We start from the raw sequence: 24,617 nt of genomic DNA, 5'->3' as shown, positions 1-24,617 counted from the left end.
ACGATGTCAAAACACAAGCTACTCTAGCCGTTGAATTAGTTTCAGGAATTAGGCGATCGCCAGAATCGAGGCTATCCCGTATTCCATGAAAAATAGCAGGCATAATGGTTTATGCTGCTTTGTAAAGTAATGTAACACTTACTTTAAGTTCTGTAAAGATATTTCAACAAATAATGACTTACAAGGTGATGCGTAAGGGATTTTCAAAAAATAAATTACCCCAGAATCTAGAACGGGCGTCCCCGCCACTAACATAGAACGGGCGTGACGGGGGAGATGCTCAAACCATCAGAAAAATGAATTTAACGACGGTTTTCAACGGGTGTTTTTTCTTGGGAATTCGCCTTTGACTTTTTGGAGCCTTTAGATCGATCGCGGTCTTTTTTCAAAAAGCGATCGCCAAGCGTCTCAATAACAATGTATAAGACTGGCACTACAAACAAAGTTAAAAAAGTAGCAATCAGCATTCCACCAAATACTGCTGTACCAAGTGATTGTCGGCTACCTGCACCTGCTCCCGTTGCAAATAGCAATGGAGCAATCCCCAGTAGAGTGGAAATAGCCGTCATGAGAATCGGGCGCAGGCGTTCTTGCGATGCTTCAAGAGCTGCTTTCGTAATGGAATAACCTTGCTCTCGGAGTTGATTTGCAAACTCTACAATTAAAATGGCATTTTTACTTGCCAATCCAATCAGCATCACCAAACCAATTTGACAGTAGACATCGTTAGGCAAACCACGCAATGATTGAGCCGAAAGAGCACCTAAAATAGCTAAGGGTACAGCTAAAAGAATAATCAAAGGATCGATATAGTTCTCGTATTGAGCCGCTAGAACCAGGAAGACAAACACCAGTCCGAGGGCAAAAATAATCGGTGCTTGACCCCCAGACTGCAATTCTTCCGCAGAAATACCAGACCATTCATAACCTAAATTAGGTGGTAGAGTTTCTTCAGCGAGCTGTTGCATCGTCTGAATTGCTTCTCCAGAACTAGAACCAGGAGCTGCTGAGCCAGTAATTTCTATTGAGCGGAACAGGTTATAGCGATTTATGGTTTGTGCTCCAGTAGTGGGGGTAATCTTTACTAAAGTACTTAAAGGAATCATCTTATCCTGTTCCGAACGAACATATAATTGGCGGATATCATCAGGATTGGAGCGGAACTGTGCCTCTGCTTGGACATATACCCGATAACTGCGTTCTTCTAACGTGAAGTCATTCACATACTGTGACCCTAAAAGGCTTTGCAGTGTGCCGAAAACATCTTCTACAGACACTTGTAAGGCTTTCGCTCGGTTGCGATCGACTTCTACCAGTACCTGTGGCGTATTCGCTGTAAAAGTGGTGTAAACACTTTGCAATCCGGGTCTTTGATTGGCTTGCCCAATTAACTGGTTTGCTGCTTGTACTAAACTTTCCAAACCCACATTGCCTTGGTCTTGCAACTGAAATTGGAAGCCTCCAGTAGAACCCAAACCTGGAATTGCTGGAGGATTATTGGGAAGAATTCTAGCTTCTGGAATTCCCGAAAGTGATTTTCTTAACTTATCAATAATTGCTTGTGCTGACTGTCCCTTTTCTGTTCGCTCATCCCAAGGCTTGAGAGATGTAAAAACAACACCACTATTGGCAGTATTTCCACTGAAGCCAAAACCTCCAACAGCAAAAGTCCCTCTCACTTCAGGAAATTTTAATATTTCGGTTTCTACCTTCTTCATGACATCGCTGGTGTAGTTCAGCGACACTCCCGGCGGTCCTTGTATGAGAGTAATGAAGTAGCCTTGGTCTTCTTCCGGTAAAAATGCTGTAGGGACACTTAGGAACAACCAAGCTGTCAACCCCAAACTAGCAACAAAAAGTGCCAGAATAATATACTTAATCTTGACTATCTGGTTGAGAATGCGTTGATAACCCCGGCGCAACCAGTTCAGAAAGCCATTAATCCGGTCAAAAATCCATCCCAACCATCCGCCAGTTCTTTGCCTTTGACGTAACAACAACCCAGAGAGTGAAGGAGTGATGGTTAATGCAAGGAAAGTGGAAATTGCAATTGAGAAGGCGATCGTCAAAGCAAATTGCCTGTAAAGTGCTCCCGTTGTTCCTGGAAAGAATGCTACTGGTACAAACACTGCCATGAGGACTAGTGAAGTGGCAATGACTGCTCCAAACAACTCTTGCATAGCTACAGAAGCAGCCTGACGCGGCTCCATCCCATCTTCCTGAATGCGACGCGAAATATCTTCAACAACAACGATCGCATCATCAACGACCATCCCTGTTGCTAGAGTTAAACCGAACAACGTCAAGCTATTGATCGAAAACCCAAACGCTTTGATAAAAGCAAAGGTTCCAATCAAGGCAACTGGAATTGTAATCGATGGAATAATTGTAGTGCGCCAGTCTTGCAGAAAAACAAATATAATCAGTACAACTAAGGCGATCGCAATCAACAGAGTGATTATCACTTCTGTCAGTGATGCTTGCACAAACAAAGTTGAGTCAATAGACACTTCATATTTAATACCAGGAGGAAATCTCTCAGAAAGTCTCTGCATTTCAGCTTTGACTCCGTTAGCAACATCCAAAGCATTACTACCTGGTAATTGATAAATACCTAAACCAACAGCATCTTTGCCTCGAAAGCGCAAAAAGGAATCGTAATTTTCTGCTCCCAGTTCTGCCCTACCAACATCTTTCAGTCTAACAAGCGTACCATCCGCGCCTGTTTTCAAGATGATATTCTCAAATTGGGAAGCATCCTCCAACCGACTTTGCGCCCGCACATCAAGCTGATATCTTTGCCCTTCTGGTGCTGGTTGCTGACCGAGCCGCCCCGCACCGACTTGTAAGTTCTGTTCTTGCAGTGCTTCAGTCACATCCCGAACAGTAAGATTGCGGCTGGCTAATTGATTGGGATTTAACCACAGGCGCATGGAATACCTGCGTTCCCCAAAAATATTGACATCACCAACCCCTTCCACACGTTTGAGAGCATCTACTAAGTAGAGGTCAGCGTAGTTGCTTAAAAAGATAGTGTCATACTCGTTGTTTTCAGGATACAAACCGAAAGCCAATAAAAGCGAACTAGAGCGCTTGGTGACGGTAACGCCTGTTTGCTGTACGACATCTGGTAACTGAGCTTCAGCCACAGATACCCGGTTTTGGACATCGACAGCAGCAATATCTTGGTTGCGGTCTGGATCGAAGGTGACTGTAATTGAACTCGAGCCAGAGTTACTACTGCTCGAACTGATATATCTCTGACCGGGAACGCCGTTAATTTCCCGTTCTAACACAGTTGTCACCGTGTTTTCTACAACCTCTGCACTTGCTCCCGTATAGTTAGCTGTAACGTTAACTTGGGGAGGACTGATTTGAGGATACTGAGCAATAGGTAGTGTAGGAATGCTAATTGCCCCCAGTAGCAAAATAATTAGGGTGCAGACGCTAGCAAAAACAGGTCGTTTAATAAAGAAGTCAACAAACATGGGAAAATTGCTAATGGCTAATTGCTAATGGCTAATTGCTAATGGCTAATGGATGGACTATTAACTATTAGCTATTACTTAGATGCAGGGGTAATAGAAGCACCATTTTTTAGATTAAGTAAACCCGCAACAATGATTTTTTCTCCTGGCTCCAATCCTTCAATTACTTGATAACTATTACCTTGGAGATCGCCTAACTTAACGAGTTTTTGTCTGGCTATCAATTGGGTTTTTCCTTGTTGGTTTTGTTCTTGCTGTTGAGCTACATAAACAAACGTTTGTCCTGCTACGCGAGAAATTGCTTCAGTAGGAATGAGAACTCCGGGTCGTTGTTCCCAAATAACTCTTGCTTGCACAAAAGAATCAGCCCGCAATTGACCTTTAGCATTATCAAAGAGTGCTTTAATTAAAACAGATTGCGTGTCATTGGCTGTTTGAGGAGAGATAAAAAATACCTTACTGGTTCCAATATTTTGACCTTGCGCGTCGATCAGCTGTACTGGTGTACCTACACGCACTCTCGAAGCCTGCTGTAATGGAATAGAAATATTTACCTCTAAAGGTTGATTTTGGGTAATGGTTGTCAGTTGAGTGGAAGTAGTGACTATATCTCCTACTTTGACTGGAATATTACCAACCGTACCAGCAAAAGGTGCTGTGACTCGATAGTTCTGGAGTTGAGCTTGCGATTGCTGAGCATTAGCCTGTGCTTGCTGTACTGCTTTTTCTGATTGAGCCACAACAGCCCGTTGGGCTTCAATTTTCTTGTTAATAGCAGCAAGGCTGGATCGGGCTGCTTGGAATTGATTCAAGTATTGGTCTCTTGTTTCCCGCGAGACTGCTCCTTGAGTTGCAAGGTTAGAGTATCTTTGGTACTGTTCTTGGCTTAATCTCAATTGAGATTGATTGGAGAGCCTTTCGGCTTCAAGAGAACTCAGTGTCGCCCTAGCGCTTGTGACTTCTGCTTGAGATGCAGCGACAGCAGCCGTTGCACCACTGAGGGCTGCTTGTTGTTCGTCAGGATTGATTTGAACAATAGCCGTTCCTGTTTGTACCTCATTTCCTGGTTTGACAAAAATTTGGGACACTCGACCTTGGGTTTCTGGTTGAAGTGTGACGGATCGACGTGACTCTAAGTTTGCAACAAATTCTGCGCTGTCTCTAATTGTTGCTGTCTGAACTGTAGATATTCTTACAGGTACTGCTTGCGATTGGCTTTGACCTGGTGGTGATTGTTTTTGAGCATTGTTATTTTGCCACCAACGCCAACCAAAGCCTCCACCAATCAGCAATGCGATCGCTCCTAGAATTAACCACCAATTCCGCTTCTTTGGTGATGGGGGTTTTCTGTCAGTGTCGGGGAAAGTATCATCTAGATCGGCTTCTTCAACCGTGTTGGTCTGTTGGCTAATCTCTTCCTGTGTTTGTGGAATGACTACCACGCTAAAGCGGTTATCTTTACTGTCTGGTGTTCTCGTGTGCTTTGTATCCTCAAAAGGTTCAAAATGTTTCATATGCGTAGTATCCTGATTTAAATAACTTCCTGTAGACTGACAACAATTTCAACCTTAAGTAAGAGTTCGGACCAATATTTAATTGTTAATTTATTTGTTCTTCCTCACACTAATTGAATAAATGAATAAGTATATTTATTAGCTAATTTTTGTCATAAATGGATAATACCCTCCTTATACCAGAAGCTCTTTCGGATTTATTTAAGTTTCTTCATTAATAGTTATTAAAATATTTTTACCTCTGTCTTGTAACTGCTACTAGAGATATATAATTGGTTTTCCATGCTCCTCCAACTCTCTACAAAGACATACTTAACATTTCTCCAATCACAATCATTTTGTGCTAAACTCTGGTAAAGAATCGAGATACTTAACAAAGAAAATAAATTTTGTGACCCTCTTTGGTAAGCTATCTCAAAGAATATCTGAAATACTCCATTTAAGACTTAGTGATGTTCGCGATCGCATCTGTACAAGTAAAATCCGCTTATACACTTCGTTTATATAGTAGTGAATTTTCTTCGTTAAAAACTTTTTTAAGGGTGTTTTCTCACTACGACTGTAAAAAAATTGATGCAACGAAAGCACTCACTATTCATGAGGTTTTGTAAAAATAAAAACCAATCTTAGTAACTTAAGATAAAATTCTATTAAGAAAGCCCGCTAAGCGGGCTACTATAAATGAAGATCGATTGTCAAGTATCAGCTCGACAACTAAAAAGTACCAGATAAACCTGAGGATTTTCTGAGGTTTTTCCCTCAAGCCATACTACGGTGTACGCACAAATCAATCGTGTACACCGTAGCTTTAGTAAGGGGGGACTACAGGAAGTACAAACATTTCAAATTTTCACGAGTGGTTTAGGACTGCTGTAAAAACCTATTTCTTTTCAGCGCAACCTTCTAAAACTTTAGTACCTAAAATCAGCGTCGCTGAATAGGGGTAATCTTTATCAGACATACCATCACTGCATTTATCGACTTTTTTAAGAATGAGAGTATTGTTACCTTTACCTTTTAACTGATATACCCTGACCAAATCGTCAGGACGTCCTGCTGCTTTTAAGGGTGCTACGTAAGGAAATGTTTGTTTTTTGACTTCTGGTGAAGAGTAGACAATTCCACTTTTGCTAACGCTGACATTCCAAAATGGTTCTGTACCGACAACATTAAACCTCTCAGCCACCGCATTTTGGGAAATGTAATGATGATTGTTTTTTATGGATAGCGTACTTTGATTTGCAACACTGCGAGCGCTAGCTAAGAAAGGGCTGGTTAATCCCAAGAAAAGAACACCAGATATTAAAATTTTCATTGATTATACTTGAAGAAGTCTGACTTGTATAATGGCTCAGACGTATGCTATTGCTAACAGTTCCGTATTTTGACTTTGAGTAGGTGTTTGGGAATGAGTTTTCTTACAACTCATTTAAGATTAATATAATCGTAACATTATATGAACAGTTTATTACAAATGAATCATATTCAAATAGGTAGTGTAGGGACAGTTATCAGTGGTCCGTTTAAAGATTTTCAAGCAACTGTTCTTAGATGGGAGGAGGATAAGGTTGTTGTTGAAATTGAGGTATTTGGTCGCAAGGTAGAAGTTGATTTAGAGCGAAAGCAGTTGGCAGTAATTTATGAAGCTGCTGCTGTCAAGTTACTTGAAGCTGCATATACCGCACTGAATCGAGATGCTTTGGCGGCGATCGCGAGAGTGCATGACACTCATAGGTCACTTGAGACCATACACTGAATTTGCAGCTACTTAACTTTGAATGTAGGAGAAGTATATATCACATCAAATTTTGATTTTTTGTCTTTACCCTTTGATACAACTCCTCCATAACTGTAATAAAAGAGTTATCCTTATGCCAGAAAGGTGGGAAATCTCCTTGTTTTTTAATTAAGATTGCCGATACACCTCCCGAAGTTGGAACATCAATTGTTTGGGGTAATCGCTTTGTCCCCAACCAAAACTCTCTAGCACTTGGCTGCGTGACAACTGATTTCTTTTGGAGTTTTGTATAGAATGAAGTTGAAGCTTCAACAGGAATTTCTTCAATGTTGAGTTCTTGAGATAGGGCTTTACCTAAAGGTGTTTGTGCCAATTGGCTTTGAAGTTCTATCTTTGATAACCCTCGCAATTCAAATAAGAGAAATGGATTGCGATCGAGTTGAGAAGCAACTAGATAGTAAACTCCAGCAATATGTTTGCAGGGATTGGCATAGTCCGGACAAGAACATCTTGTTTTAAAATCTTGTCTGCTGTGAGGTAATAAATGCAATCCAAACTCAGAGAAAGTATCTTCTATGTTTTCAGGAACTTCGTTTATCAAAAGGCGGGAAACAAGACTTGCTTTGGATGACAGCTTGTGAATTGCATCTTTCCAACGAGTTTTTGCAATAGGTGTAAGTTCAATAGAAATATTGTAAGTTGGTTCTTTATAGACACCAAAGTAGGGATTGACCGATCCTCTTACTTGAGCAGTTATGTGATTTTTGTCAATATCAAAACTTAAAACTTTACCTCCACTTGCATAAGCACGTCCTCGTTGAAGCCTGCGTTCATCTGTAAAAGATTCCAATGCTTTAATAAAGCGATCGCCCCACCAGGTTCGAGCAAATTTAGTCATGATATCACTCCAAAACTGCACTTTTATTCAAGGCAATAAGTTGCTTAAATGCTTCGTTATCCAATTCTGTGAGCCAGGACTCATCTGAACCAATAACGCTAGTAGAAAGTTTTTTCTTATCGTCAATCATTTGGTCAATTTTCTCTTCCAAAGTCCCAATCGCCACAAACTTATGGACAAAAACATTTTTACTTTGACCAATACGAAAAGCCCGGTCAGTTGCTTGGTCTTCAACGGCTGGATTCCACCAGCGGTCAAAGTGGAAAACGTGGTTTGCTTTGGTGAGAGTGATACCAACACCACCTGCTTTTAAGGAAAGTACAAAAGCAGATGGTTCTGTGTCTGGGTCTTGAAACTCACTAATCATATTTTCTCTCTTCTGTCGGCTAGTACCGCCATGTAAGTAGTACGTATTGCAGTGCAGAGAGTGTTTTATATATTTTTCTATGGCTTCACAAACTTCGGTAAACTGACTAAAAATAAGTAAACTTTCTCCTGCTGAAACTGCTTCTTCTACCATTTCTGCCAATCGACTGAATTTGTGCGATCGCTCGAGAGAATACTCACTACTATCCTGTAAAAATTGTGCCGGATGGTTGCAAATCTGCTTCAATTTCATTAGAGTTGAGAGAATTAAACCTTTACGTTGAATTCCCTCTGCTTCTTGCAGTTTTTCCTCAACATCTCGAATTACAACTTCGTAAAGTGAAGCCTGTTCTTTTGTCAAATTAGTATATAGTTTCTGTTCTACTTTATCAGGTAAATCGTTAATAATAGAACGATCCGTCTTCACCCGACGCAGAATTAAAGGTTCGACTAGCTTTTTAAGAGTTGTTGATTTTATCTTATCATTATTCTTCTGAATTGGAATCTCAAAAGATTTCCGAAACTGTGCTTCTTTGCCCAAGTAGCCAGGATTGAGAAAGTTAAAAATTGACCACAAATCCAACAAACGATTTTCTACAGGAGTCCCCGTTAAAGCAAGACGGTGTTTTGCCGATAGTTTCAAAATAGCTTTTGTTTGAGCGGCTTTAGGGTTTTTAATGTTTTGTGCTTCATCCAACACAATCCTTTGCCACTGCACGCTACCTAAAAGCTTCTCATCTTTACGAGCCAGAGTAAAGGAAGTAATCACGACATCGTGTTCTTGGCTTGCTGCTTTAAAGTCAGCAGAGTTCTGAAAGCGACTGTTACCGTGATGCACCATCGTTTTGAGATGAGGTGCAAACTTAGCAATTTCCTTTTGCCAGTTTCCTACAACAGAAGTAGGGGCGATAATAAGGGTGGAAGAGGGGGAAAGGGAAAAATTTCCTTCCTCTTTCTCTTTCTGGCTTTCCCTTTCTTCCCTCTCCTGTACAACTCTGGCAATAACTTGCAAGGACTTACCCAAACCCATGTCGTCCGCCAGACAGCCGTTAAGCCCCAAACGTTCCAAGTAACTCAGCCAGGATACACCGCGTTTTTGGTACTCTCGTAAATTACCCCGTAAGGAAATAGGATCTGAAGTTGGTTCAAGCTGGCTTTTCTCTTGCAACTTAGCCATCATTTCTGATAAAAATTCATCGTGTTCAACTTCCCACTCCTCCCCAACTTCCGCACTGCGTTGCAAGAGTTCGAGCACCGACATTTCTTGTTGTTCTTTTGTTTGGGACTCCCAGAATTCAAGTAACTCCTGCATTTTATCCCGGTCTAGTTCCATCCACTGACCACGAAAATGCACTAAAGGTGCTTTGGTGTTAATGAGTTGTTCCCATTCTTGTAAAGTTACGACTTGGTCACCAATAGCAAGCTCGTACTGATACTGTACGAGTGAATCAAGACTAAAATAGCCTTTTGTTTTGCTTTTCCCTGCGCTTTGCTTGGAAGCAGAAGCTTTGAGCCGAATCTTAGCACGACGGCGACCTGTAGGAGTATACCAGGCTGGTACAATGACTTTAAAACCAGTATCTTCTAACACCCAAGCAGTTTCCTTAAGAAAATCAAAGGCTTCTCCTAGTGTCAGATATAACCCTGTGGGATGTTCCGTTTCCATTCCCTGCCACAACTGAGGATACATCCGTGCAGCATATCCCAGATTGAGTAATAAATTTGTCTCAAAGTCTTGACCGAATTGCTTGTGTACTCCTGCTTTAGTTTTTTGACTCATTGTCCAATAGTCAAAAAGTGGCAGTTTTAGAGAGGGGTCTTGTTTGCTAGCAACTAGAAACTGAACAAACCAATTGTCTAAAGCATCGGGGGAAGGAGAATGCAATTGAAAGCAGAGATTAAAGGGGGAGTCAGTTTGAGTGCGAGTAATTTTGTTTTTCCACGCCAGCCATTGCTTGTATTCTTCTAGAGAAGTCCTGGTAGATATTGGGTTGTGTCCGTTGCGATAAAGACACTCTTGGAGTAAAGAATTAGCTATTTGTTTGTCAAAGGAGGCTGGAAAAGACGTATGAGTCACTATGTTATCAAGTAAGGACTCAGAAAAGTGACGTAACAGTGTTTCGTTATCAAAAAACACAACTGGATCGTTGGCTGTCATTGAACCCGCCACACAAATAAGTGGCATATACTCAATATATTTTTTGATATTTGATTCGTACTGTTCGGAGATAATTTCCCAAGTGGGGTAAATTTCAAAGGATGGGGTACTTGTTTTTGCTTGTTTTCCTTTTTTTATGGAAACCGTAGATTCTATCTCTCGATATTTCAGTGCTGGAATATACTGGTCTTTAAGAATAACTTGCTTAAAAGCTTGCGTGTAGTGATACCAAAATAAAAGGTCTGAACCCAGTTGAATTTCTTGAGAATTGTAGAGTGCTAAAAAGTGAATATCATTAATAAGTTTAATAGCGTTAATGGCTTTAGGAGTTTGAAAATTCTCGGTTTTGGTCGTTGTAACAAGTTCGTAGCAATTGATTTGCCAGTATTTAAAACCATCATATTCAGCAGGAATTTCTTCCTCCAAATACTTAGTTAATTCTGGTGACGGTAGGGGGCGATCGCTACTCGTTGGGAAGGCAAAGTATTTAGGAGATATGCGTTCTCGCAGTTTAATTGCTGGTTCTTGGATGCCTAACGCTTGTATTAAAAATGTTTCTAATTCATCTCCAGTTAGATGTCCGGGGTGGAGTATCTGTTTGGTGTGGTATTCTTTGGAAAATGGGGTTTCTACCCACAAGTAAAAGGAACCTGACTGAAAAAAGCCAGTCTGTGCGTGAGGTATCCATGTACCGTGAATAACTTTCATAACTGAAGCCTCTAGCGTGCCATTCATTCTGGAGGACTACAGTTACTTTACCATCTAGTTAAGAACATGGGGATTATATTTAGTATTGATACACGCTTGTGAGTTAAAACTCTTCACGATCTGATTCACTCTTGTTTCCACGGTTGTTGTCTCCAACCTAATTTCTGTCTTGCTAAGGAAGTATCTACGTGAGGCATATAAATTTCTACAAGCTCTATAGTTTCTCGTACCAATGCTTCAAGTTCATTGATAGCTACGGGGGCTTCATGATGAAACAAGCTTTCGAGACGAGATGCAAGGTTTTCAGGGACAATCTTCATTTGCTCAATAAATCTGCTCATTCGCTTGAATTGAAAAGTTGAATAATACAAGCGGTTCAACCCAGACAATACACCAAGTAAATTTTGGGCTGACTCAACAAGGATTTGGTAGTACCAGAGCGTTGTGTCCCGTCTAGCAAGCTTGGGCTGCATTCCCCAAATAGGGAAGAATTTGAGGTAATGCTCGACCATTTTCTGTGCTAGCCCATCCGGATAATTCGCAACTTTGGCTTTCCACTTCTCAATCAGCGTTTCGCCGTACAATGGAATTCCAATTAGCGTTCCAGTCATTGTTTTTATCATTGGAGATTGAAGATCGAATCCCTCCAAGATAGTTGAAATTTCCTTTTCCCATTGTGCGATCGTTGCATGAGCAAACTGACATTCAACTCCATTCACAAAGTAAGTCTGACCGATCGCACCCTCTAGCCGATCTCCCAAAATACCCAATGTCTCCGACCCATGATTTCGCTGACGCGCTTCCTCTAATTCCTCATCAGAGGGTAATTCGTCATAATAAATGCACATCTCGCAATCAGAGTATTCATCGCACAGCCCTTCTGCAACTGACCCTGTAAGCATGACGGCTTTCGTTTTTGGGTTAGCGATGTAAGTTTCGGCATTGCGCTTTGCTAATTTTAGCAAATACTGAATTTTCTCAGTCATGAATTTTTGTGATTTAGTTGACACTCACACGGTTCCAAGCCATGTGATTATGTATTATAGGGAATATAAATCCCACATTGCTAATATCGAAGCTCTTACTTTTTTCCTTGATATTTTTGCATATATTCAATTCCTGGACGTAAAACTTCTTCCCAAGCCTCTGTCACTAGTTTTGTATAACTTGAATTTTCGTTTTTCTCAGACTCCTTTGTACACTCAGGATCTGTGTTTTTTACTGTTTCTATTAAATTAGAGACAAAAGTGCTATAGAACTCATGTGGAATCTTACTGTGAGAATTTGCTATCCGACTGAGAATATTAGGTTCTTCTTGCTCGTTCTGCTCAGGCAAATTTTGTTTCTGTTCATAATAAGCGAATAACAATATAATAGCTTCTTCAAGTTGCTGATACTGTATATGCCACCTTTTATCTTGATTATTTAACTCTCGCTCGTTAAAACCTATAAATTGCGCCTTAACATCCTCTTTTTCTATAAATTTATCATAAAAAATTTGAATAAAGCTCTTATCAGAGTCTTTTTTGTTTAGACACCTTATGTAACTTTCCTTGACCGTATTTAAATAAAAGTTTACATTCCGAATTATTTTTAACGCATCCTCAAGTGTGGCATAACGTTTTTTTGGTTCATGCTCTGTCATTCTATAAATAGTGTTCTGAAGAATTTCCGGGCAATCGTTACGACAACTGCGAATCTCTTCCAAAGAACGCAAATCTCTAAATGCACTATCCCCTTCTTGTTCCAATTTGTGATAATCTTCCAGCACACGTGGTGTCTTGCCTGTGAGAATCTCATACGCTAAAATTCCAAGCAGGTATTGAGCAGATTGATCGAACGTTGGATGATTTGGGTTATGATGACTAAAGCGTTCGGGAAGTTGGTATGCTGACGCTTCTAAAGAGTCTGATTCATTTTGTTTATCAGACATCTTTTTAAGTTCTTGTATTATTTCGTTCTGATGCAAGCTTTCAAACAAGTTAAAAGGTGAGATAAAAGGTTCATTTTTTTCATTCAGTATAATATTTGATGGTTTGATATTAGGAGTAGTATTGGGAAAAATAGAATTTGAACTCGAAATACTAAGAAGTGCATCCCCAATGGCTACAATAATGTTAAGTGCGTCGTTAAACCGTAGCTTATCCCGAGTATTAATTTTTTCTCGAAGGGTTTTACCTTCAACATACTGCATCACATAGTAGTAAGGAATTTTATTTAAATTAACATCATAAATAGTAATAAAATTTGACCTATCTGAAATTTTCACTGCTTCTTGAATACCTTTGTCAAACGGCTGCTGTAAATTTTCTTCGTAAAATACTTTAATAGCTACATCACGTTTTAAAATATTGTCATTAGCTTTAAAAACTATCGCCAGACTACCTTCTTTAGGTGGTGATAAATCTAATGTGTATCTTGCTTTCGGTAATATAGAAACTAGTTTTTTCTTTTTTTCTGCAAGTTTTATTTCCAACACTGGAATCTTCTCTTGAAAATTAGATTCTGCTTTAGCTTGAATGCGAGCTTTGCCTAATTCAAAAGCTTTTGCGATCTCACTATATTGTTGGATAGCATTTTGATTATTTATATGACTGTTAGCTATATATTCATAAAATCCTTCAGCAAATTTAATTGCAGATTCATCTAGAATCTCCTGGTTCATACCAATGACATAATTAATATGTTGGCACATTAAATGTGCAGTTTTAGCTGAATAGCAAGCATTAAGTAATACACATTGAACATGACTAGTATGTTGCTTAAAAAAAGCAGCCAAACCTTCTGGTTTTACAGGTTCTGCTGTCCCATTATCACTCTCGAATATTAAGCAGCCATTCTCCATACCGTGTCCGCAAAAATGGACTATAGAAGGCTTTTCTGTTTGAATCGCTTCTGACATAGTTTTCAAACTTACATTACTTATTGTTGTTATTTCAAATACATTATTTCCTTTTTCTTTAATAGTGTTTTCAAGTTGGTTGAATTTAGCATAAGCAGTCGTAATTTTATTGATTTCAGTCTTTAAATCTAGGTAAGAATGGTTATTAGGAAGCGATGCTAAAATTAAAATTTTCTTCTTTGCCATACTTTATACTCCTTTTCTTAATTATCACTAAAAATGATAATATTTTGACACAGATAAAGTTACTTTGTTATTTATAAAAACTACAACTACAAAGATGGTAATTCCGAAAAAATAGTTTTTGACTTCTGTAAGAACTTGCTTTGGAAAAAGTAGAAATATCTATATCCGCTTCTGCGATCGCACAGGCTGGTTGTACCACCTTAACCATGACTCAATATCCGAAGCTACAGTACTGAACAAATATACCTAGCGAATTTAAAAAGTGTATGAAAATTTACATTTTATATCAAGGTATTAATACTGTATTTTTGCTCTTTAATAAACATCTATTTTTAGAGATAACACTAAAAATTAGAATTTCTAGCCTGCCTACGCAGGCTATGTTTGTATAGCCAAGGCAGCGCGTTGCGGTGAGCAGCGCCGTGCCCCCGTTGTAGCGCCCTGGGTTCCCCCCGTTGTAGCGCCTGCCGTCCACTCTTCTAGAGTGAGGGCAATTAATGTGCAACTTCACATAGAATTGGTATGAGATGCTTGCTCTAATTCCTCTTCACAGAGCTGGTAGAGGGATACTCTCCTCCGGATCTCGAAACAAGCAAACGTATAGCTTAGCGATGAATTCCCAATCCTCATGAAACAACCAACATCTCTGCTTTTAACATTACCGATCGCTTCTGCGATCGCACTGGCTGGTTGCACCACCTTAACCACGACTCAATACGAAGCAACAGCACTCACTCAGTATACTTGGCAAGTTAAATATGCTAACGACCTAACGAATGAAACATCATCGCGTTTTGAAACTTTTGGTACTACGTCTTTACTCAATCGTAATGGTATAAAGCCAGAAGGAGCAGTCACAGGTCCTGATGACAAAGGACTGTGGTGGGCTGCTTTACCGCCAAGACCTTCAGTGGATGAAGTCGAACAAAGAAAGCAGGGACAGGAAGCCAGTCAGCCTGAATTGTTGAAATCTGTTGACTACCAATTGACGTATACGTTGAGTGGCGAACAAAGGACATTACCTGCTAACTATCAAGTGTATAGAGAAGTTGTCAAAGCGTATCCATCACGCACGCCCTTAGAGTTAACTTTAGGGGTGAATGATAATTCTGTTGAAAAAGCAGAACCATCTGGTGAGTAGTTCAACCTGAAAAAACATAAAATGTTTGTGTGGCACTTTAGCAGATGCATTGCAACTACACACCTAAAAGTATTTTAGGTTGAATTTGTTGGAGCTACTTCACTGAGTTATTATCTTAATATTTATGCTATTTTTTTAAAAGTACTTAACTTATTATCAGCCGACAATTCTACAAACTCTTGAAGTTCTTTTTGAATTGCGATCGCGCACCTGTAAAATTCACAAGATGGTGTGACACTTCAATCAGTGGACTTATAAACACATGAGATTGTGTTGTTTGTGCTACCTTTTAGCCAAGAAAGACTAGGATAAGCGGGGGTGGCTTATGAGACGTAAGTTACTAAGTATACTTATTAGTATAATAATTCTATTATCAATACAAGTCCCATTACCTGCTTTTGCTCAAACTAATTTTCACAATTTAACTTCGAGTCAAGCTCAAAAGCTCACTAGCATTCAATGCAGTCTGACAACAATTGATGACCTACAATCGCGAGGTATCTTAAGTGTTGATTTAGCTAACTCGCAAAGAAAATATTACTTAACAAATGCAGAAACTCTGCTTGGTTCACCAGTAGCGCCAGAGGAATTAACGGCTTTGTTAAAGAATTATAACGAGCCGCAGGATGTTCAAAGATCGGGAATCAAGCAGCACATTGCTGGCTTTTTCACTTTTGTCAATATTATATGGTTCACCTCTAGTATCTTACTGACGATCGCAATTGGTTGGCTTTTTGCACTTTATTTGCTACCCATTCTCTTTGCCATCCCTCCTATAGTCTATGAAATTGTCACTTATGGTGTCTGTTTGGCGTCGATTGTTGGAGGTCAATGGTTTACTCCTGAAATCGCTGGATTTATTGCTCTACCCGGTTGTATGGGCTTAATTGGAGCATTGACATTGAGTGAATATTTACACCAACAGGCACTTCAACAGTTTTATGAAGAAAGCAAAATCAATAGGTTTTCTCTGTATGCTTTTCTTCTTTTCTGTATTTGGGCAGCCGTAGCAATTGCTTACAACAGCATTGCGATCGCATTTTTAGCAGTTATTGCTCTAGAGACATTTTTGGGTTTCTCAGTAGCAGTCATGCCATTACAGTATTTTATTGGTTTTAGAGAAAGAAAAGTAATTCCTCAGACAACCGCCGCTTCTTTCTTGCTGTTGGTGTTTTATGTCGGGCTGAAAATAAGTCAAACAGACATTGCCTACCTTAACATTTTCTCCTCTGGGGCACTGTTTATGGGTGTATTTGTATATTTCACAGGTTTGTTAGTGCTTGCATCAAAGTGGCACGGTCACAAAAACCTATGGCATTATATAGGACTGCAAGTATTAACCATTGTTTCTGGTATTGGAGCGCTCTTTATTGGTTCAGTTTGGCATATTACCCAACTGCAAGGTATTGGAGGAACATTCTTTTTCCTGTATCTCTTAGAGAAATATTGGGAACTCCCTTGGAAAAAGCAAAGCTGGGCTTGGGCAACTTTGGGGTTGGCAGTTTTGCTCTATCTCTCATCTTTAATTGTGAGAATGTACCCCCAGTATTTTCTTTTTTCGGTTTAACGAAGTTGTGTCAACGCGATTGTAGAGAGACAAAAGCGAGTTATACATAGGAGTGAAAAATAATGTAGAGACGCTTGAGACAACTCCTCTTAACTGGGGTTTTATGCAATGCAGACTGCAATTTTTGAAAATGTCTTAAATCCTCTCGTTTCTCATGGATAGCTAGGTGGATAATCTGATGCTCCCCAGAGGACACTATCTGTAAAAATGCGATCGTAACCACCTGATAGTATTTTTACTGTGGTTTAAGTAAGAAACTGGTACTCAGAGTTGCAGAAAATGTCTCGGGTTACTCAAGCTTGAGCCTAAAGTACTTTCAGGCGATCGCGCAATACCCTATAGAAGCTGCAATCTGTGCTAGTTTCCCATAGAGAGGATTGTTAATGACCAATTCTATAGAAATCTCTGCTGGTTACCCCAGCAGGTCACGTAAATCAGGAGCGAACCAAGGGCGTTGGCAGCGTTACTTTCTTTTGGGTCTAGCAACTAACTTAGCCTTTTGGGTTTCAGCTTTTCTGTATTTAAAGGTGACACCACCAACCTATACTAGTTCTTCAGCTCTTAATTTACCAGGAGCATGGTCGAATACCAATGTCAATTTACCAGGCATTGGTCAAGCTAATTATGAAAATGTATCTCCATACGCTGCACTTGCCACTCAGGATCCGCGAGAAATTTATAAATTTATTGCTGAAAGCGAACCAGTATTGCAAGCAGCAGCAGCTCGGCTAAATATGTCTTTAGAAGAGTTTGGCGAACCTCGGATTAAGGTAATCGTCAATACCTCTATTATGAGTATTGATTTCCAAGGTACAAGTCCCCAAGAAGCACAAAATAAATCTTTAGCTTTCTACCAAGCCTTTCAAGCAAGACTCAACGATCTGAGATCTCAAGAAGTTATTCAAAGAGATGTAGGTTACCAAACTACCCTGACTTCTTCCCAAAAAAAATTGGAATCTGCTCAGAAAAACCTTTCTGATTACAAAGCACGTTCGGGTTTGAGTTCGGAAAATCAAATTAGCGATCTGACAAAGAATATTGAACAGCTACGCAGACAACGAGCCGAAATATTAGCCCAACAGAAACAGGCTAGTACTCGTCTAGCACAATTATCGGCTAATTTAAAACTATCTGCAAGTCAAGCTTCAGATGCTTTTGTCCTTCAAACGGATCAGATATTTCAACAGAACTTAAAAAGCTATAGCGATGCTAGCGCTGCAGTGGTCGTACTAGAATCCAAATTTTTACCCAACCACCCTACATTAATTACCGAGAAAGCCAAGCGAGATGCGGCTCAAGAGGCTTTGCTAGCCCGAGGTCAGTCTCTTTTGGGGCGATCGGTTAGTTTAGCAACCCTAAAGCAATTAAACCTTAGTAGTAATAATTCTGGTAACACCGCTCCTCGTGATATTCTTTTCCAACAACTTGTTACAGTTCAAGCAGACCAAAAGGGTTTCACAGCCCAAGCTCAAGCAATAGAACAACAGATTGCTCAGCTTGAGGGTAGACTTAAGGCTCTAACACAGCAGCAAGTCACTTTGGATTCTCTCAAGCGCAATACGCAAATTGCTGAAGCAGTCTTTTCCTCTACTTTAACCAAACTCGATCTTGGCAAGTCGAATACCTTTGGCTCTTATCCACTCATTCAAATTGTTATACAACCTACATTACCCGATACTCCAAGTTCACCAAAAGAAAAATTAGTTTTAATAGGCTCAGCTGGCGGCTCCTTTTTTGTATCTCTTGGACTCGTATTACTTTGGTGGCGCGAGCGCAAAAATTCTATATCTGATACGACTGTAAATAGATAGAGGAAGACAATGGACAATGAAACCTCAAAACTTTGAAGAACGTCTGATTTGGTATTCTATAATTGGCACCTATGGATTTTATTTTTTGGCTTTGATATATCCGGTAAATTTCGTTTTAGGGTGGATACTATTTTTTTACCTATGCAAGAGACTTTGGAACCAAACAAAGCATACTCCTATTGAAAAAAAAATTAATGTTTCTTGGATACTATGGCTTTGGCTTGTCTGTATTTTCGTCATAGCAATTGCCACGATTATAGGTTGCATTGACTCTGATGTTGGTACTAACCAAACCATTAGATCGTTAATAAATTGGGGTACAGACTGGGCATTGCTAGCACTATTTCCTCTAAGTGGTTGTCTTAATATTAGACCACAATTAATTTATCGAGCAGTCTGTATATTATGTCTTCAAAGTTTAATTGTAATCCCCTTTTTTTATCTCACTTGGATACTAAAGTTGCCTGAGGTACTCTTTTCTTCTCCAATCGAAAGACTAATACAGAATGGAGATCTTTTTTATACTGTAAATCTTTATAGTATTGAGTATGGCACAAATGAGCTACGTCTGTTTCTATTTGCTCCTTGGGGACCTGCTTTAGGTTTAATTGGAAACATCTACTTCTTCCTTGCTCTCGGAGAGCCTAACAAAACGTGGCGCAGGATTGGTATAATTGGCTCTTTAGCTATGAGTGTTGTGTCAGTTTCTCGCTTGTCTTTTATAGCTATACCAATAGTTTTCGTATCAGTTTTGTTTATCTCAAAAATTACTAAAGCCGTCACCCCAATTGCGATCGGGTTAATTAGCTTTTTCTCAGGTATTTTTAGCACGGTACTTCTTGGTGCTGGTAGAGATGCTTATGATATGTTTCATAATGCCAGACCAGATTCTTCACGAGTGCATGAAGCTTTAGCTGAAATAGCTTCAGAGCGTTGGCAAGAAGCTCCTATATGGGGTCATGGAGTTCCGGAGGTACCAGGTCCTAAAGTAGTGGCAACAATGCCCATCGGCTCTCATCATACCTGGTTTGGTCTTTTATTTATAAAGGGGTTAGTTGGTTTTATCGCTTTTTTATTACCAATGGTATTGAGTATTATCAGTTTGGCAATCAAAGCACATAAAAGCGCAACTGCTAGGATAGCATTGTCTTTTCTTTTAACTTTATTTCTCTTTACTTTTAATGATAGCCAACAGCGTTTGGCATATCTATATTGGCCTGGTTTAATCGTTATGGGAATGGCACTTAAAGGAGAAGTACAAGCTCCTAATGTTCCTTGGGATAGAACACCAGAGAAAACATATGTTTAAAAATCAATTTTACAGGAAAAATATATAATTGTCTTCTAAGGACAACAAATATGTTAATCAGCCAGCTTAAGCAAAAATTCTCCAATCAATTTATTAGAAATTTTAGCTCGCTAGGGGGAGCAGAGTTAGCGAATCGCATTTTCCGCTTGGCAACAACAGTTACTCTAGCTCGCCTGTTAAGTCCTTACGATTACGGTCTGGCAGCAGTTGTTCTGACTACGAAAGATTTTGCAGATGTTTTTAGCCTTAAAGCTGGGATTGGAGCTAAACTTATTCAAGCCGAAGAAAGTGATGTTGAAGTTCTATCCAATACAGCGTACTGGCTTAATTGGATTTTATGCGGCTCGCTTTTTATCATTCAGTGTATGGCTGCCTTTCCTATTGCTTGGTTTTACGGAAATACGCAAGTTATATTGCCTATTTGTATAGTTGCTACAGTTTATTTAATGTTGCCAACTTACATGATTCAATGTGCATTGATTCAGAGAGAAAACAGACTCAACATATTAGCACTGTGTACTGTTACGCAATCTTTACTTGGCAATCTTTTAACTATAGGTTTGGCATTACTAGGGCTGGGAATGTGGGCTGTAGTATTACCAGTTGTCCTAACGTCTCCTATTTGGGTCGCAATCAATCGTAGGAACCATCCTTGGCGAGTGACTAAGTCTTTTACTCTTTACCGATGGCGTGAAATTGCTAATTTTGCTAAAAATGTTCTTGGAAGTGAACTATTAAATAAGCTAAGAAGTAATTTAGATTATTTACTGATTGGACGTTTTCTTGGTATTGACGCCCTTGGGCTTTATTATTTCGCCTTTAATGCTGGACTGGGGATCAGCCTCAATGTTATGACTTCATTTATTTGGGCTATGTATCCTCATCTTTGTGCAGTTCGTGAAGACATCAAACAACTTAAAAGACGATTTTTTAGCGGTCTGAAAACAATTGCTCTAGTTGTAATTCCACTCGTTTTTCTACAGTCAAGTTTAGCCCCATTTTATGTACCAATTGTTTTTGGACAAAAGTGGTTGTCGGCAATTCCTATCTTAGTTTTGATATGTCTTTCGGCTCTACCGCGTCCTTTTGCTATTGCTGCTTCTTTACTACTCCAAGCTAGGGATAAAACTCACATCAACTTTTACTGGGATCTGATTTTCACGGTAATATTCGCATTTTCTTTACTGATTGCCGTGAAATGGGGAATCTTTTGGGTAGCTGTAGCAGTACTTATGACTCATGGGTTAGCAATGCCTGTGTTTACTATTTGGGCTATCAAATACGTTTTTGTTAGAAAATCGCCTTCACTAGTTTGAAGAAGTCTTGTCCTTGTTCTATTACATAGAGGTAAATTTTTGTGCCAACTATATCTGTTATCATCCCTGCTTATAACGCCGAACATACTATCTTACAAACGATTGAGTCAGTTCAGCGACAAACTTTTTCAGATTTTGAAATAATTGTTATTGATGATGGTTCAACCGACAGGACTTTAGAAGTACTTAATGCGATCGCAGATTCTCGTCTCAAAATTTTTTCTTATGATAATGGTGGTTTACCAGTCGCTCGCAATCGTGGAATGGCTCGCGCCACTGGAGAATTTCTAGCATTTCTTGATGCTGACGATTTATGGTCACCAGATAAGTTACAACTGCAACTTGCAGCCTTACAACAGCGTCCAGAAGCAGGTGTTGCTTATAGCTGGACTCACTTTATGGACGAACAAGGAAAATCTTTTCATGCAGATGAGCCTATATATTTTGAAGGAAATGTTTATAGCAAGTTGTTAGTCAAAAATTTCCTTGCTAGTGGCTCAAATCCTCTGATTCGCAAGCAAGCAATTGAGTCGGTAGGAGAATTTTATCCTCCTGCAGGAGGTTCTGCGGATTGGGATTATTGGGTGCGATTAGCAGCACTTTGGCATTTTGTTGTTGTTCCCAAGCCCCAAATTTTTTATCGTCAATCTTCAAGCTCGATGTCGTCTAAGATGGAGTTTATGGAAAAATGCAAGCTCATTGTTCTCGAGCGAGCATTTCAAGCAGCACCTCCGGAATTCCAATCGCTCAAAAATCAGAGCTTAGCTAATGCCTATCAATATTCAGCCCACTTATGCTTAACACGTGTTCCCGGAATCGATGGAGTAAAGCAGGCTGGTCAGAAGTTGATGATGGCAATTCATGCTCATCCACAGACTTTACTGGATAAAAAAACTCAAAAATTAATGTTGAAGTTTTTATTGAAACGAATAGTTTCGCCTAAAATTGCTAACAACTTTCTCCAAGGAATAAGCAAAGCTAGTGCTACTGCTATTCGAGGCTCTCATGATGAGAAAGCTTCTATATCTTAGAAAGAGTGCAAATTTTAAGGAATATTAACAATGAAAGTACTGGTTACTGGGGTTGCTGGATTTATTGGCTATCACTTAGCACAACGTCTTCTTCAAGAAGGGCTGGAAGTCTTTGGTATCGATAACTTTAATGATTACTATGATGTTAGGCTAAAAAAAGCTCGGTTAGAACGGCTAGTTCCTCACCCAGGGTTTAAATTTCAGTTTTTGGATTTAAGCGATCGCATTGGCGTTACCCAACTTTTCCAAAACTACTCCTTCGACTACATAGTCCATCTTGCCGCCCAAGCAGGTGTACGCTACTCACTCGAAAACCCCTTGGCTTATGTAGACAGCAACATCACAGGTTTTATTAATCTTCTAGAAGGATGTCGCCACAGTCAAATTCAGCATCTAGTGTTTGCCTCTTCGAGTTCTGTGTATGGTGCAAATACCAAAGTTCCCTTTGCTGTCAGCGATAATGTCGATCGCCCCGTCTCTCTTTACGCCGCTACCAAGAAAGCCAACGAACTGATGGCACATACTTACAGCCATCTTTACCAAATACCCATGACAGGATTGCGTTTTTTCACAGTCTACGGTCCTTGGGGACGACCAGACATGGCATATTTCAAATTCGTGCAAGCGATTGACCGAGGTAAGCCTATTGATGTCTACAATTTTGGCACAATGCAACGAGATTTTACTTATATTGATGATATCATTGAGGGAGTATTTCGGGTAATGCACAGACCACCCCAAACAGCAAGCGTGCAAGGTAGTCAAGCACTTTATAAGCTTTACAACATTGGTAATAATCAACCAGTAGAGTTGATGACTTTTATTAAGGTTATTGAAAAGACTTTGGGTAAAGAAGCCAAGAAAAACTTCTTACCGATGCAACCAGGGGAAGTTTTGACTACCTACGCTGATGTGGACGACTTAATCCATGATGTGGGATTTAAGCCAACGACTTCAATTGAAGAAGGTATTCATCATTTTGTAAAATGGTATCGTGAATATATGGCGTCAAATCAGTTAACTAGCGTTCATTAGACCATCCTTGGTCATTGGTCTTTTATTTTTTCATCCCTTTTCTAGCCCTGTCAAGGTAACTCATAAAATTTTGATACGGGTAGCCGATGCCTCAACTTCTTTCTCTGCGATCGCAGCGCCTAAAAGGTTCAAAAGTAATTTGTTAACCACAGAGATGTATAGCACACAGAGGTTTGAGAAGAGAGTTATAAGCGGATATCCAGACGGATAGTTCTCTCACCTGTATGGAATGCTATCAGCGGAAGATTGAGATTGTAGCCAGCAGATAGTATTTCCATTGCTATATCAAAGATTAGTTTATTAACAGTACAACTTAAGAGCGTGACTGAAATAAAGTCGGTCTTAAAGATGAAAAAAATTTCTGTAATTATTCCAGTATACGCAGCAGAAAAATATATAGCTGCTACACTGCAGTCAGTGTTGGAACAAACTTATAAAAATTTTGAAGTTATCATTGTTGATGATGGTTCCCCAGACCGCAGTATAGAAATTTGCCGACAGTTTACAGACTCTAGAATTAAAATTATTCACCAGGAAAATCGCGGTTTAGCTGGAGCTAGAAATACTGGTATTCGTCATGCGAAAGGAGAATATCTGGCTTTGATAGATGCTGACGATTTGTGGTTACCAGAAAAGCTAGAAAAACATATCGAGCATCTTGATAAATCGCCAGATGTGGGAGTAAGCTTTAGCCTCTCGGCTTTTATCAATGAAGTTGGGCAACCTTTAGGAACTTACCATTTGCCCAAACTGAGTGGAATTACTCCACCTTATTTACTTTGCCACGATCCGGTTGGAAATGGCTCTGCTGGAGTCTATCGACGAGAAGTGTTTGAAAGTATTAAGTTTCAGGATAACATTCATGGTTTTGTAGAAGACTTCTACTTTGAAGAACGCTTTCGTATGTCACAGGACATGGAACTTCTGCTACGTATAGCGCTTCAGACTCCTTGGCAAATTGAGGGGATTCCTGAAGCTCTAACGCTTTACCGAGTCATTGATGGAACACTTTCATGCAACTGGTTTAAGAAAATAGAAGCTTGGGAAAAGGTGATTGAGCGAGTAAGCTCCTACGCGCCCGAATTGATGGCACAGCGAGCAAATCAATCTAGAGCTTATCAAATGCGGCATTTAGCTCGTAGAGCAGTACGACTGCAAGCAGAAGGAGTTGTAGCTGTGAAATTAATTAATCGGGCGCTAGCGACTCACTGGCGCATCTTGGTTGAAGAACCACGTCCTACATTTATGACTTTCGTAGCAGCTTATTTGCTTTGGCTCCTACCCCCATCTGCTTACACCAATATAGAGAAGGTTGTAGCAAAAATTACAGGAACGCTCCAAAGACGATACATTCTTGAAAGTCCTTCCCGATCTACAACCTAATGTAAAGACTCATGAGTGTTGGTCTCTACATACCTGAAATTCTTACCCATATCGTTCTACTACAGA

17 protein-coding genes are annotated in these 24,617 nt (G+C 39.7%); 9 read left to right on the top strand and 8 right to left on the bottom strand.

All coding sequences use genetic code 11. The features are described 5' to 3' along the window. Positions 1-302 precede the first annotated feature (302 nt). The 3 genes from AB0756_RS05525 to AB0756_RS05515 all read right to left on the bottom strand — a co-directional run bounded on the left by AB0756_RS05525 (position 303) and on the right by AB0756_RS05515 (position 6,317). The gene (locus tag AB0756_RS05525) at positions 303-3,488 is read right to left on the bottom strand and encodes an efflux RND transporter permease subunit (RefSeq protein ID WP_038087404.1); all 3,186 of its coding nucleotides are present in this window, start codon (positions 3,486-3,488) and stop codon (positions 303-305) included. A 74-nt stretch (positions 3,489-3,562) separates the two neighbouring features. Then, positions 3,563-5,002 (bottom strand): efflux RND transporter periplasmic adaptor subunit, encoded by a 1,440-nt coding sequence (locus tag AB0756_RS05520; protein WP_082051797.1) that lies wholly within the window; start codon positions 5,000-5,002, stop codon positions 3,563-3,565. Positions 5,003-5,882: 880 nt separating this feature from the next. After that, a complete protein-coding gene (locus AB0756_RS05515; RefSeq protein WP_038087407.1) occupies positions 5,883-6,317 on the bottom strand; it encodes a COG3650 family protein in 435 nt (144 codons plus the stop codon). Positions 6,318-6,458: 141 nt separating this feature from the next. Between AB0756_RS05515 and AB0756_RS05510 the strand changes: the two genes are divergently transcribed. After that, a complete protein-coding gene (locus tag AB0756_RS05510; RefSeq protein ID WP_038087409.1) occupies positions 6,459-6,758 on the top strand; it encodes a KOW motif-containing protein in 300 nt (99 codons plus the stop codon). Positions 6,759-6,798: 40 nt separating this feature from the next. Here the strand turns inward: AB0756_RS05510 and AB0756_RS05505 are convergent, their stop codons facing one another. The 5 genes from AB0756_RS05505 to AB0756_RS05485 all read right to left on the bottom strand — a co-directional run bounded on the left by AB0756_RS05505 (position 6,799) and on the right by AB0756_RS05485 (position 14,166). Further along, positions 6,799-7,638, bottom strand: a complete 840-nt coding sequence (locus AB0756_RS05505; RefSeq protein WP_038087412.1) for an SWIM zinc finger family protein — start codon at positions 7,636-7,638, stop codon at positions 6,799-6,801. 4 nt (positions 7,639-7,642) lie between these two features. Further along, positions 7,643-10,870 (bottom strand): DEAD/DEAH box helicase, encoded by a 3,228-nt coding sequence (locus tag AB0756_RS05500; protein ID WP_038087502.1) that lies wholly within the window; start codon positions 10,868-10,870, stop codon positions 7,643-7,645. Positions 10,871-10,995: 125 nt separating this feature from the next. Continuing rightward, a complete protein-coding gene (locus AB0756_RS05495; RefSeq protein WP_038087415.1) occupies positions 10,996-11,856 on the bottom strand; it encodes a hypothetical protein in 861 nt (286 codons plus the stop codon). A gap of 95 nt (positions 11,857-11,951) precedes the next feature. Beyond that, complete coding sequence (locus tag AB0756_RS05490) at positions 11,952-13,958, bottom strand: protein kinase domain-containing protein (protein ID WP_167844634.1); 2,007 nt, start codon at positions 13,956-13,958, stop codon at positions 11,952-11,954. Positions 13,959-14,025: 67 nt separating this feature from the next. Then, positions 14,026-14,166 carry a hypothetical protein gene (locus tag AB0756_RS05485; protein WP_167844635.1) on the bottom strand — a complete coding sequence of 47 codons (141 nt, stop codon included), beginning with the start codon at positions 14,164-14,166 and terminating at the stop codon, positions 14,026-14,028. A gap of 420 nt (positions 14,167-14,586) precedes the next feature. Here AB0756_RS05485 and AB0756_RS05480 point away from each other — a divergent pair, with 420 nt between their 5' ends. From AB0756_RS05480 to AB0756_RS05445, 8 genes are all read left to right on the top strand, one after another. After that, the gene (locus AB0756_RS05480; protein WP_038087418.1) at positions 14,587-15,099 is read left to right on the top strand and encodes a hypothetical protein; all 513 of its coding nucleotides are present in this window, start codon (positions 14,587-14,589) and stop codon (positions 15,097-15,099) included. 325 nt (positions 15,100-15,424) lie between these two features. Further along, positions 15,425-16,666 (top strand): hypothetical protein, encoded by a 1,242-nt coding sequence (locus tag AB0756_RS05475; RefSeq protein WP_038087420.1) that lies wholly within the window; start codon positions 15,425-15,427, stop codon positions 16,664-16,666. Between the two features lie 383 nt (positions 16,667-17,049). Continuing rightward, positions 17,050-18,477 (top strand): GumC family protein, encoded by a 1,428-nt coding sequence (locus tag AB0756_RS05470; RefSeq protein WP_038087423.1) that lies wholly within the window; start codon positions 17,050-17,052, stop codon positions 18,475-18,477. A 16-nt stretch (positions 18,478-18,493) separates the two neighbouring features. After that, positions 18,494-19,786 carry an O-antigen ligase family protein gene (locus tag AB0756_RS05465; RefSeq protein WP_038087425.1) on the top strand — a complete coding sequence of 431 codons (1,293 nt, stop codon included), beginning with the start codon at positions 18,494-18,496 and terminating at the stop codon, positions 19,784-19,786. A 50-nt stretch (positions 19,787-19,836) separates the two neighbouring features. Continuing rightward, the gene (locus AB0756_RS05460) at positions 19,837-21,102 is read left to right on the top strand and encodes a lipopolysaccharide biosynthesis protein (protein ID WP_038087428.1); all 1,266 of its coding nucleotides are present in this window, start codon (positions 19,837-19,839) and stop codon (positions 21,100-21,102) included. A gap of 41 nt (positions 21,103-21,143) precedes the next feature. Further along, positions 21,144-22,133 carry a glycosyltransferase family 2 protein gene (locus AB0756_RS05455; protein ID WP_038087431.1) on the top strand — a complete coding sequence of 330 codons (990 nt, stop codon included), beginning with the start codon at positions 21,144-21,146 and terminating at the stop codon, positions 22,131-22,133. Between the two features lie 30 nt (positions 22,134-22,163). Then, entirely contained in the window at positions 22,164-23,168 is a 1,005-nt protein-coding gene (locus AB0756_RS05450) for an NAD-dependent epimerase (RefSeq protein ID WP_038087435.1), read from the top strand. Between the two features lie 348 nt (positions 23,169-23,516). Next, positions 23,517-24,551, top strand: a complete 1,035-nt coding sequence (locus tag AB0756_RS05445; protein WP_038087438.1) for a glycosyltransferase family 2 protein — start codon at positions 23,517-23,519, stop codon at positions 24,549-24,551. Positions 24,552-24,617 lie beyond the last annotated feature (66 nt).

This window comes from Tolypothrix campylonemoides VB511288_2 (assembly GCF_045999855.1).
Classification (GTDB): Bacteria; Cyanobacteriota; Cyanobacteriia; order Cyanobacteriales; family Nostocaceae; genus Scytonema; species Scytonema bouteillei_A.
Note: the sequence above shows the minus strand (reverse complement) of the source record. Positions and strands in the feature narration are given on the sequence as shown.